We start from the raw sequence: 13,113 nt of genomic DNA, 5'->3' as shown, positions 1-13,113 counted from the left end.
TAATTTTTTTTTAAAAAAAGTGGTGAGTAATATTTAATTACTCAAATTAGTATAATCTGTATGCATCATATGCTGCAATAAGTCCGTAAATTCCAGACACGGTATACTGTACTATTGGGCCAAAATTTAAATAAATGATTATTGCTGCAATTATCACTCCAACTATGAATATGATCAAACCTCTTGCCTTGTAACCTTCGATTGCCTGGCCTAATCCCGGAATGATGAATGAGAAAACTCCATTTATCACTGCATCACTTTCTACCATCAAGTCACCTCCTTTAATTATATTAAGGTTTAGGCATACGTAAATATAAATTTTTTGTTCAATATTTTTTAATTCAAATAAAATCCTGTAAAATAAGAAAACTTTAATATTTGACATTATAAATATTTGATTGTGGTATTATGAATATAAAAAATTTTTTAGTGATGGGATTGGTCATTGCAATAATGACCTTGGCTCCATTGTCAGCAGCAGACGATGATGTGGGAATGTTGGATGCATTGGACATAACTCCATTCGATGCAGATACTAATGTGACAATCGATGGAATCACATTCAACGTTCCAAAAGGTTACGGCGAACAAAAGGACATAGCAAAAGATGACGACACTTACTCCATTGGTAATTCAAAGATTACATTGAGCAATCATCAATACCTGAATGAGGATGGGGACTTGCTTAATCTTCAGGTGATGTTTACCGGAGACAAGAACTTGTCTGCAGACAAATTGAAATCAGAGGATGGAATGGTCAAAAAAACAATCAATGGTAAAGAGGGAATGTACAGCGAATCAGATGGCGTTGCAATGTTTATCTACGTTCAAGACGGAAAATGCGCTCAAGTTACAGCGGACAAGGATGTCATTTCCAAAGTGATTGTCTAAATCCTTAAAGTTATTTGATGTGGCTTGGGCCACTTCTACTTTTTTATTTTTTTTTTCAATGATTTTTCTAGTTTAGTTTTTTTTATCTATTTATCCAATTTACCGATTTTCGTATATTATTTTGCCATTTTATACACTAAAATATTGAATTATTTATAAATAGTATAAAAATAATAAATAATATTGTATAAATTTTTATATTTATTTGGTGTAAAAATGCAAATTAAGAATAATGTAATGTTCATCGGTTTGATAATGCTTATATTATTGAGCGTTACTTGTGTAAGCGCAACACAGGCCCCGGACAATAATTCCACATTACAAACTGATGATTCAAACCTTGTGGGGGTAATCTCTTCACAAGACATGGAGGATATAGAGGTTCAGGCTACGGAAGCCGAACCGGAAAATGATATTGAAGAAGTGCTTGAAGCTGATGGCGAGGAGGTTATTGGTAGTCAGGCGGAAAGTAATGGAAGCATTGAAATTGATGGTGATAGTGTAGCTCAAAGCAATGGAGATGTGCTTGGAGCTAGTGATGATGAGGATGTTTTGTCTTCAAATGAGGATTATTTCATTAACTATGGTTATCCAATTAAATATAAATATCTCAAAAGTACGGAGACTTTAAATATTGGTCCGACTTTTGATTCTGTGACTTTTAAGTCCCAACTTGGTCAATTCCGTTATCATACATGGTTTTTATTCCTTATGGACTTTCCTGATCATAGTGGACAGATCCATACCATTTCAACAGGACAACCTATGATTCTTAAAGGTGGACCTGCATCTAAAATGGATGCGATAAAAAATGGAGGAACTCTTTTTTCAGGAAATCCTGAAGCTTTTTATAATGTCTATATTTTAGGTAACTTTAAAGGAGGTCCGAATGGAATATTTGATGCGAAAGGTTTGTCATCACTAGGTAAGATTACTCACACACAGACTCTTGCTTGTTTTAGGGATTGTGATTTCATAAATGCAATCAACGGGGGATTTATCCTTGATGACTTCGATGATACTTTTATGAGAAAGTATAACAGGACTCCTGTAGTGGTGTTTGAAAACTGTAACTTCAGAAACATCACCGGAGGTGCCGTAATTGCCAATTATAAATGTAATATCACATTTAAAAACTGTAATTTTGAAGATATCACTGGTGAGTATGGTGCTGTCAAGGCTGTGGAAGGTACCAATATAGTATTTGAAAACTGTAAGTTCACCAACATCAAATCCAAAGTGGAATGCGAGGTGACCAACAGTGCTGAGGGTGTTTTAACCATATCATTAAAACCTATTACAAATTATGTAGGTGCGGTCACATCCCAAGGAAATGTTAAGTTTACAAACTGCGAATTCTGGAACGGTACAAATTTTGTAAAAACCAATGATGTAAACATTTGCCAGAATCCATTAATAAACAAAGAAATTAAGCTTTTAATTAAATTTGAGAATCCGAAATATACTTTAGACACTTATACTCCAACATTCCGCACTGATAAGAATGGCCAAGTCAAATATGATTATAGGCATGATCAAAAATTATGGTCATGGAGTAATGAAGGTTACAATACATTCATCTGTAGTTTTGATGGGGACAGTTATACCTTGCCGTTCAGTGTCCCTGGTGAATTCGAAACATTCGGTGCATTCAACTACTTGCAAAGTTTAGTCAACAATGCATCTGCTAATGGTGTCATAAACTTGACCCGTGACTTTGTCTACTCTGAAGTCTATGACACAAACATTGTTCAGGGTATTTTAATCAATAAAGATAATTTGACCATTGATGGTCAGGGCCATACAATTGATGCAAAAGGATTCTCAAGAATATTCCAGTTTGGCGATCGTGTTCGTGATGTTACACTTAAAAACATGATTCTCATTAACGGAAACCATGAGAACTATGGTGGAGCGATAGAGTTCAAGGGCAGCTATGGTACTATTGAAAATGTAGAATTTAGAAACAATCACGCTTATCGTGGTGGTGCAGTTGACTTCAGTAATTACCAAGGTAAAATAGTCAATTGTACATTCGAATCAAATCGTGCTGATAAGGATGCCGGTGCATTATACTTCCATAATTTCGGCATAATTGGTGAAAAGACAACTCTGCAAGATAGTGTTTTCATAAATAACACTGCTGAAAATGGGGGTGCAATATACAGCTTCGATTGTCGTGATGTAACCTTGACGGGGAACAAGTTTATTTACAATAGGGCAACATTGGGTGGTGCAATATACAACCGTTTAAGTTATAATAATGTAATTAATAACTCTTACTTTTCAGCCAATGAGGCAAAGATGGGGGGCGCCATTTACTTTGAAGTAAATCCAATGAATATTCTTTCATCTAATTTCACATTAAATGTCGCTGAAAGGGGTGGTGCAATTTATCTCAGTAATAAGGACCGTGATGGTAATCTTGACACAAAGAGTATGAGTATTAGCGATTCTTATTTCATGGACAACAAGGCAAATGCAACTGAAATAGTCATTGTAAAGGATGATAGGGATAATCAGGAATTGCAGGTTGCCTTGAAAGGCGGAAATAATTATGTCAATGCGGTATATGCTGAAGATAACGCAACAGTCGACTTTGATAATGTTTCCTTTTGGGGAAATGGATATTGGGCTAAAAAAACAAATTCCCTTAAATCAGAGTATGCTCCTTTTGTGAAAATTGATTTGTATGCTTTAAGCACTAAAAACAGAGTTTTCACTTCTTCTGAGGTAAGTGATGTTAATGGTATTGCCACATTTAGTTATGGTGATGCACACACAGGATATTATCCTATTGTGGTTTTACAACATGCTAATGATTTGCAGTATACATTTGCTCAAAAGATGACTTCCATTTCAGTTAAAAATGCTACATTTGCGGACTTGCAAAGGTTAATCGACAATACTCCTGAAGGAGGAGAATTAATTCTCGAAAAAGATTATGTTTACACTGAAGCGACCGATGCAAATATTAAAGATAATGGCGGTATCCTCATTAACAAAAAAATCACTATCCTAGGTCAAGGCCATATTATCGATGCAAAAGGCCAAACAAGAATGTTCAAGGTTAATGCAGCTCATTTCTCAATGAGTGGAATAGTATTTGAAAATGGAGCAAATATTTTAGGAAGTGTGGCCGAATTTAATAAGGGGGATATTAAAGTAAATGACTGTATCCTAACAAATAATCCTGGACCTGTATTTTACATAGGGGGAGGATTCGGTTTTGATTTCAATGACAACTGGTTTGGAAACGACTGGACCAATTACAATGAAAAACCTAGTGTCCTTGGTGACCTTGAAGCGGACAGATGGTACTTCCTGAATGTAACCGTGACTACATCAAGCATTTCAATGTCATTAAATAATGAATACGTCAATTCTAAAAATGAAGTTATCACTGTTGATGAGAATCATTATGGCTTGCCAGGGATTGAGTTTGCATTCAATACCACAAGCAATATTAAAATCAAGGAAAATGTAACTGGAAATATTTATATTGTCCCGGATAATCAGCTTACATATGTTGTTCCCGAAAAAGGTTATGACTATGAAAATCCTATTGGAATAACCCTCAAGTATGCCGACAAGTCTTTCACTAAAACTGTTAAATTCGTTGCTGGATTGCACCTTGAAGGATTGCCTGATCAAATGGTATATGGCAATGTCAGTGACTATTCTGTAAGGTTAGTTGACACCTTCGGCAATGTAATTTATCTGGATAAAATGAAATATATCATCTTTGAGTTGTCCAATGGTAAGAGTATGGTTTTGAATCCTGATCCTAATGGATATTCTAATTTAAAACTGAACACTCTTTTAAATGTCTCTGAACCTGGAACATATAATTACACTATTTACATCGAGAATGATCATGTATATCCTAAAATAAATGGCAGTTTCACTATCCTTCCAGTAAAAACCTCTTTGAATGTGATTGTTGAAAATTATCATATTGGTGAAAGCAGAAACGTCACTGTTGTTCTTGATTCAATTTATGGTGGTGTGACTGAAGGTACTTTAATAGTGGCTATTAATGGTTTGAGAGTTCTTAAAGTAGATGTTGCTGGTGAGAGGGTTTACACAGTTGAAGTAAGTAATCCTGTTGGTCATTATCCGGTAATCGCAGAGTATATTCCTACTTCACATTATCTGAGAAGCTATGAGGATGAGGTATATTATCTTGTGCTCAAATATGACTCAAAAATCGACGTGGAAGCTCCAGAAAGCATTACTTATGGTGAGGATTTCAAAGTTAAATTGAACATCTCCAATAAAACCATTGTTACATACAGTGTTTTAGATGCTAATAATGTGTCTGTTGAAAACGGAACAATTGATAATGGGGAATTGATCGTTAATGGTTTAGATTGTGGAGATTACACTTTAATCATTGTCAACAAAGAAAACGATACTGTTTATGAAAGCCGTATTGTTGAAACATTCACTGTTGAGAAGATTATTCCAAAAATGGAAGTCAACTGTGCTGTTGTCGAATCTCATGTGAACATCACTGTTAAAATGGATTCCAATGTAACTGGTAGCATCTTATTCGGCAGCAACATCGTCCCTATTGAAAACGGTATTGCAACTTTCATAGGTCAGTTTGAACCAGGATATCATGTTGTAAATGTTACTTACCAAACCGACAAGCCAGATATCTTTACTTCCGTTAACAGAACAGTTTCATTCTACACTACAAAGTCAAATGATGATGCATTGCAGAACACTTCAATTGAAATCATTCCTGAAATGGCAAACAATAACGTGTTCTTAACCGCTAAAGTCAATCCAAGTGCAACAGGTGTTGTTGCGTTTATTATAGATGGTGAATCAGTTTTAGTGCCAATCGTTAATGGTGAAGCTGTGCACTTCACTGTTTTGGAAGCAGGAACACACAATGTATTGGTAACATACACAGGAGATTCCAGATTCAATGCAAACAGCACACGCACAACAATCAATGTAACCGATAAGGTTAAGAAGAACACTACAATCACTCAAAACGTCAGCATTGACGGAAACAATGCCGGAATCACTGTTGAGGTCGATGAATATGCAACCGGTGAAGTTGCATTCACAATTGATGGAAACACCTACAAGGTTGATGTTTTCTTCGGAAAAGCTGTATTTAACGGTTATTTCAATGAAGGTTATCATGTAATTGATGTTGAATACTTAGGTGACGATGAGTTTGAATCAAATTCAACTTCTGTAAGCTTTACAATTGAAAAACCTGCTCTTAAAAACACTACTGTTGATGTGACAAGCAGAATCAATGAAGGAACAGTTGAACTCTTCATCAGTCTCGATGCTGAAACCAACGGGTTTGCCTTAATTGACATTAATGGAACTGAAGCATATGTTAAAGTGGATTATGGTTTTGCTTACTATAAAACAGTCTTAAGCCCTGGAAATTATAGTGTTAATGTTAAATATATTGGTGATGAAAAATTCAATCCTGCCGAGGCAACAAAATCAATCACTATCGAACAGCCTGAAATAAAAGATTCAAACATCACATTGGATGTTTATGTTGATGGCAATAAGATTTTCGTCATCATAAATGTTCCTTCTGACGCTACAGGATTCGTATTGTTATCCATCAACGATACATACACTTATTATGATTTGACTGGCGATAATGAATTCATTAGTTATTCTGCCATCTTGCCACTTGGCACATATAATGTAACTGCCATGTATTCTGGTGATGATAATTATGACTTTAGTATGGACAATGAAACAATTGAACTTTCCCGCAGTTTTAACACTACAATTGATGCAAAATCTGATGTCAATGAGACCACAGTAACCATATCTGTTGAAGTTGATAGTCAAGCTACAGGTTTTGTAGAGATTGCAGTTGCAGGCAAGAAGTTCTACGTGCCTGTCGTTGACGGTGTTGCTAAATTTGAAAACAAATACATTCCAGGACAATATGTTGCAAATGTGACTTATCTTGGTGATGATTTGTTCAATTCCAATACTACAACAACTACCTTTGTTGTGATTGAGCAAGAGGAATCATTGAAAAACACTACCCTGAATGTTGATATTTCAATTAATGGAAATGATGTTGCTGTAACTGTTAAAGTCAATGAGAATGCCACTGGTTTGGTTGCATTTGAATTGGATGGCGATATCATTTATCTACCAATAAACAACGGTCAAGTAACTCAAGAGTATGTATTGCCTGTTGGTCATTATGATATGACTATTACTTATATTGGTGATGGTGAGTTCAATGCTAATCAGACAACTAGATCAGTAGATGTGGTTGAAAATACCACTAAACTTGATGCAAATCTTGAGGTAACTTCACAAGTTGTTGAAAACAATGTAATTATCACTGTTAATGTCAATAAAAATGCAACAGGTTACGTTGAAATTGCTATTTCTGGAAATAAATTCTATGCTCCTGTTGTCGATGGTGTGGCTGTATTCAAAAACCAATATTTAGCCGGAACTTATGTAGCTAATGTGACTTACCTTGGTGATGATAAATTCAATGCTGCAAATGCTACTTGCTCATTTAGCATCACTAGTCAAAATGTATCATTGAAAAACACTACTGTTGATGTAAACGTTTCTGTTAATGGAAACAATGTTATTGTAACTGTTAATGTTAACGAAACCGCTGATGGTTTGGTTGCGATTGAATTGAATAACAGTACTGTCTACCTTCCAGTCAACAACGGTAAAGTAGTATATGAATCTTCATTGCCTATCGGAAATTATAATATGTCTGTAATTTACCTTGGTGATAAGGAATTTAATTCCAATAAGACAACTAAAGAATTTAGTGTGGTTGAAAACACTCCTGTAGATCCGTCCTTATTGAAAACAGTCATTTTTGCACCGCAAGTGACCACAACCTACAATGGTAACGGTTACTTGACAATAACAGTTAAGGATGAAAACGGTAAACTGGTCAAGTCAAGAAGTCTCAGTATCATAATCAACGGAAAAACAAAAGTTGTTAAAACAAATGCCTATGGTGTTGCCAAATTGTCAACAAACGGTTTGGATCCGAAAACATACACTGCCAACATTGTATTCAAGGGTGACGGAACATATGCTAAATCAAGTGTTGCTGCTAAAGTGGTTGTGGGTAAAGCTGCATCCAAGTTAACTGCCAAAAAGAAAACATTCAAGAAAGCTAAAAAGATTAAAAAATACAAAATAAAACTCAAATCTGGTAAGAAGGCTATCAAGAATGTTAAAGTTACCTTGAAAGTCAAAGGCAAAAAGTTCAAGGCGAAAACAAATGCCAAAGGAAAAGCGGTATTTAAAATCAAGAAATTATCCAAAAAGGGTAAATTCAAAGCTAAAATCAAATTCAAAGGCAACAAATACTACAAGGCAGTTACCAAAAAAGTAAAAATCAAAATCAAATAAGGAGAAAATAATTTCTCCTAATCTTTCTTTTTTTTTTAAACATAAATGTTAAATTGGTAGAGTTAAAGCTATTACATCGATTAAAATATGAATGATGTAGCTCAAAATCACGTTTTTTGTTTTCAGGTAAGCGTAGAAATAGAAGATGCCTCCCAGTCCTATAATCAATATTATATGCGCTAATGCTCCACCATAGGTATTGACATGCATCAAACCGAATATCAGGAGTGCTACGATTGTACTTAATATGATGGAAAGTTTTCTGGATGCTATGTTGAAGAGTGCATGCATCATGATTAAGAATATGGATACCCTAAACAATTCCTCGCCAAGCAGCTGTATGAATGTCATAATCCAGAAAACAAGATCCATGTTTGATTCTACTGCAGCGTTTGTGGTTGGAGCCAATCCCAAATTTTCAAGTAAGATGCCCATTACTATGGAATATATGAAATAGGCAATCAAACATGCAATGATTATTTTGATGTCTTTTCTTTCAGGCTTTCTGAACAACAGTTCAAATCTTCCCCGGCATACGTAAGCTAATGGGAGGAGCACTGACAGACATAAAATCAATGATGTGGTATTGTCATCAATGTTTGCTGGAATAATAAGGGTTGCGATAAACACTAAAACTCCTGCCAATAGGAACAGCCAGTCCTTTGATGAAAGCATTGGAATTCCGTTATAAAATGGGAAGTCCATATTTTCGTTTTCAAATCTATAAAAATTGTTCATATTATCACTTATTATTTAAGAATCGTCTTCCTGAAGGTTTTCTGGAATTTCACCAAACCAGTTGCTTCTCTTTCCGATGTAATAAAGTAATATGCCGAAAATTACAGTGCCAGTGGTTGAAATTATTAAATCAGACATTTGTATGGTTGATGTTGTGGATTGAATTCCAAACATGACCAGTAAGCTGAGGGATAGGTTATTTGCAGTATGGAATGCGGAACTGACTTCCAGACCATTGGATTTCCATGCTAAAAATCCCATCACTAGACCTGAAATTATTATTCCAATGTTTCCTATGCCATTGTATCCGTGGGTTAATCCAAAGGTTATGGCTTGGAGAATCACTGCCAAAATCGGTATGTTAAACCATGACCCGAATGTTTGCATAATAAGTCCACGGAACACGTATTCTTCAGCAATACATTGTAGCGGCACTACAATTAGAAGGATTATAAAAAACAGTATTGAGAAATGATAATCTCCAGTATTGCCCAGTATTGCGGCTTCAATAACTCCCACGATAAGGAATAAAATAAATGGGATTATAAATGCCTTGAGGTATAGGTTTCTGTTCCATCCTCCACGTGAAGATGAGTATGAGGAAAACGGTCTGTCCTTAACAATTCTAGTTGCAAGGTACAAAGATGGAATCATGATGGCCACTCCCAAATGGGAATAGATTTCGCCTATTTCGGTGTTCATGATTTCATATCCGCCATGCATGAGTTGGTACATAATGTTATCTCCGTATATTGCAGAGAAAACGGCAGTTAATATTAAACTGAGTATTAAGAATATTATTGCACCTATTATGAAAACAAGTATGGGCTTGTACCATCTGTATTTTTCGAAAGTTCTTGGAAATGTTGTGTATTCTGAAATCTCTTTGCCTGTCATATAGATATCTTTCTATTTATTTGCATATAATCCTATCAGTAACATTTTTTTTATTGGCATTTTGTGAAAATTATTCGTTGGATAAAATCTGATTTTTCAAGAATTTCAAAACCAGTTTATAATAACTTGGCAATTGAAACAAGAGAAACCACCATATTCAATATTAACTATACAATGTTATTTGTATTTGACTCTGATAGAATAAGTGTTGGTTGTTGGATTTGTTTTCTGAGGAGAAGGTCAATACAGGAAGGCAGGTGGAGCTAGATATTGCAAAGGGATTATCCATCATATTCATGATTTTTCTCCATACTTTAATGGTAGTTAAGGGATTCAACAATTCTTTAAGTTATGATTATAATTTTGTATTTGGTAATGTTTTAGGTAGGCCTTGTGCCGCTCCAGTTTTTATGTTCTGTATGGGTGTTGGGATAGTATATTCGAGACACAGCCAATGGAATACTATGATGCGAAGAGGTGTAATATTATATCTCCTATGCCTTTTGGTAAATGTATTTGAATTTTTCATACCTAATTTCATTTGCGGAGCTCTTTTAGGCAGATGGTGTGTTTTCCCAACTGATGATGGATTATTATTGTTTTGTGTTGACATTTTTGCGTTTGCCGGTTTAGCATTTGTTTTAATGGGGGTATTAAATAAATTTAAACTTTCAAACAAATGGATGATCGTGATTGCAGTTGTAATGTCCTTAATCGGAACATTTACAAGAGGTTTTGATTTTGGGTTGCCAATTTCAAATTTATTCTTCGCTGATTTTATAGGTTCTGCTGGAGGATTTGGCGCTTTCCCATTGTTCATTTGGTTCATTTTTCCAGTTGCAGGATTTGTTTGGGGACAATATTTCATTAGAGCCAAAGACAAGAAAAAGTTCTTCAAGTTTTGGCCAATCTATATAATTGTAGCATTCGTTTACTTTATGTGACCTCACAAGTATTGGGCAGTGGTGTGTTTTCCGATGATGTTCATTTATATTATTTCATGACCCTGCTCGAAATTATTTTTGATTTGTCTGGATAAGGTTGTATAACTATTTTTTCATTGTTTTATCTGCTAATTTTAAAAGATTGTTTTTATATGCTATTTTGTATATTAATTTAGGCATATTTTATATTTTTATTTATTTTTTCTAATAATTATAGTAATATTTTCTTTACTTTAACATTTATATACTGATTTATTCAATAGTTACATAATTGATGAATCGGGTGATGCCGTGAAGTACATTAACAGAAAGGATTTGTTGATTGTTGCTAAGAATATGGGTCGACTAATGGTTGGAATAGGGGTGTTGTGTCTGGTTCCAATAATCATAGACTTGATTTATCTGGAATTCAATGCTCCATATTATCTGATTCCTTCATTGATGTCAATTATACTCGGCCTGATATGCATAATGCTTTTGGAGGGGCGAAACATCAAGAAAATGCGTTTGAAGCATGCAATGATTGTATCCACTCTCTCATGGTTATGGGCAGGTTTGGTTTGCGGTTTGATTCTTTACTTTATAACTGGCATAAGCTTCATCGATGCCCTTTTTGAAAGCGTATCAGCATTGACTGGAAGTGGAATTACAATTTATCCAGATGTGGAGAGTCTGCCTCACAGTGTGCTATTTTTTAGGGGCTTCCAGCAATGGATTGGTGGTTTGGGAATCATTGTCATGATCATATCTGTTCTAACAAAATCCAGTGCGGCTTCTTCAAAATTATATCGGTCCGAAGCCCGTGAGGACCGCATTAAGCCATCCACCAAGGCCACAATAAAACAGACACTCAAGATATATTCCATTTTCACAGTTTTCGGCATTGTTTTGTATTGTCTTGCGGGAATGCCTCTTTTTGATTCCATCTGCAATACGTTCAGCATAATTTCAACAGGTGGAATGAGCGTAAAGAATGCGAATATGGGATATTATCAAAGCGACATCATCTATTTCATTACCATAATCCTGATGATACTGGGTGCAACAAGCTTCTTGGTTCATTATAATCTTATAAAGACACGTGGAAGATCTTTAATTAGGGATATGCAATTTAAGGTGATGATTTGTCTGATAGCGGCTGCATCATTGTTGATTTATTTCACATCTTATATAGTTCCAATGGACAATCTCTTTGTTGTGGTTTCGGCTATCACCACAACCGGAGCAAGCATTCAAAGCTCAACCGTGATGGGGGGATGGCCTCCGTTTACAATATTCATATTAATAGTGTTGATGCTCATGGGAGGTTCCAACGGATCCACGGTCGGTGCAATAAAATTGATGAGAATCATTGCGTTTTTTAAGGGGATATACAGAAACCTTCGTGAGATATGGTCTCCCGCAGGAAGCGTTGTTCATGTTCACCATGAGGGAAAAAAGCTTTCCGACGATGTTGTGGAGCAAAGCGGAAACTACATAACAATTTACCTGCTGTTCATTCTCATTACATGGTCATTATTGTGCCTGTACGGTCACGACACATTCGATTCGCTATTTTTTGCAGTTTCGATGCAGGGTAATGTTGGCCTTGAAATAGGGCAGATTTCACAAGCATTGGAATGGCCATTGAAAGTTGTTGGCATATTTAACATGTTGACTGGCAGATTGGAGATTTATCCTGTATTGATTACATTAAGGGCATTCTTTGAGATATTTAAAAGATGATTTAATGATGGTAAGCATAATCTCTCAAGAATAAATATTGTTTTCCTATAATAAAATTGATTTAATAGGTAACCAAGTCTTTATATTTATTAAAAATTAATATTATTTCATGAATTTTAAAATAATTGACAATCTAGTAGTTTTCATTGACAATATTGTTCCTGAAAGGTATTTGTCCAAGTTCCAGGAATTTTTGTTGAGTGGAGCTATTTTTACGGATGCAAGTAAAGTTTTAGCTATTCTGATAATTTTTTTAATAATTTCAGAAATTGCTTTAGCAATAGAAATGACTCTCCTAAACCTTCCATTGTCCATATTGATATTGCCTTTTTTCATAATTCCTGGACTTTTCACATATGTCATTGTACAGCAGGAGAAACGGGCTCAGGAAATAGAGCGGACTGCACCGGACTTCCTAAGGCAGCTTTCAAGCATGCTTCAGGTTGGTCTAAGCTTTGAAAACGCAATGGAGGATATGTCTAAGTATGGGGAGGGGCCGATGTATGATGAAATG

At 35.2% G+C, this 13,113-nt stretch carries 7 protein-coding genes and 1 pseudogene; 5 read left to right on the top strand and 3 right to left on the bottom strand.

Going from position 1 to position 13,113, the window contains the following annotated elements; translation table 11 throughout:
* Positions 1-46 precede the first annotated feature (46 nt).
* On the bottom strand, positions 47-268 hold the full coding sequence (locus ILA26_RS06965; protein ID WP_292895720.1) for a hypothetical protein: 222 nt from the start codon (positions 266-268) through the stop codon (positions 47-49).
* A 140-nt stretch (positions 269-408) separates the two neighbouring features.
* On the opposite strand from ILA26_RS06965, the gene ILA26_RS06960 reads away from it, so the two are divergent.
* Entirely contained in the window at positions 409-891 is a 483-nt protein-coding gene (locus ILA26_RS06960; RefSeq protein ID WP_292895718.1) for a hypothetical protein, read from the top strand.
* A gap of 216 nt (positions 892-1,107) precedes the next feature.
* Positions 1,108-8,295: an Ig-like domain repeat protein gene (locus tag ILA26_RS06955; protein ID WP_292895716.1), complete on the top strand. Its 7,188-nt coding sequence runs from the start codon at positions 1,108-1,110 to the stop codon at positions 8,293-8,295.
* A gap of 48 nt (positions 8,296-8,343) precedes the next feature.
* Here the strand turns inward: ILA26_RS06955 and ILA26_RS06950 are convergent, their stop codons facing one another.
* Together ILA26_RS06950 and ILA26_RS06945 are read right to left on the bottom strand one after the other, a co-directional pair.
* Positions 8,344-9,033 (bottom strand): CPBP family glutamic-type intramembrane protease, encoded by a 690-nt coding sequence (locus ILA26_RS06950; RefSeq protein ID WP_292895714.1) that lies wholly within the window; start codon positions 9,031-9,033, stop codon positions 8,344-8,346.
* Between the two features lie 15 nt (positions 9,034-9,048).
* Positions 9,049-9,930: a CPBP family glutamic-type intramembrane protease gene (locus ILA26_RS06945; RefSeq protein ID WP_292895711.1), complete on the bottom strand. Its 882-nt coding sequence runs from the start codon at positions 9,928-9,930 to the stop codon at positions 9,049-9,051.
* A gap of 215 nt (positions 9,931-10,145) precedes the next feature.
* Between ILA26_RS06945 and ILA26_RS06940 the strand changes: the two genes are divergently transcribed.
* The 3 genes and pseudogenes from ILA26_RS06940 to ILA26_RS06930 form a co-directional block, all read left to right on the top strand.
* Positions 10,146-10,874: a heparan-alpha-glucosaminide N-acetyltransferase domain-containing protein gene (locus ILA26_RS06940; protein ID WP_292895709.1), complete on the top strand. Its 729-nt coding sequence runs from the start codon at positions 10,146-10,148 to the stop codon at positions 10,872-10,874.
* A 291-nt stretch (positions 10,875-11,165) separates the two neighbouring features.
* Positions 11,166-12,599 (top strand): TrkH family potassium uptake protein, encoded by a 1,434-nt coding sequence (locus tag ILA26_RS06935; protein ID WP_292895707.1) that lies wholly within the window; start codon positions 11,166-11,168, stop codon positions 12,597-12,599.
* 109 nt (positions 12,600-12,708) lie between these two features.
* A pseudogene (locus ILA26_RS06930) lies at positions 12,709-13,113 on the top strand (type II secretion system protein F); the annotation flags it as partial.

It is taken from the genome of Methanobrevibacter sp., assembly GCF_017940815.1.
Classification (GTDB): Archaea; Methanobacteriota; Methanobacteria; order Methanobacteriales; family Methanobacteriaceae; genus Methanocatella.
Note: the sequence above shows the minus strand (reverse complement) of the source record. Positions and strands in the feature narration are given on the sequence as shown.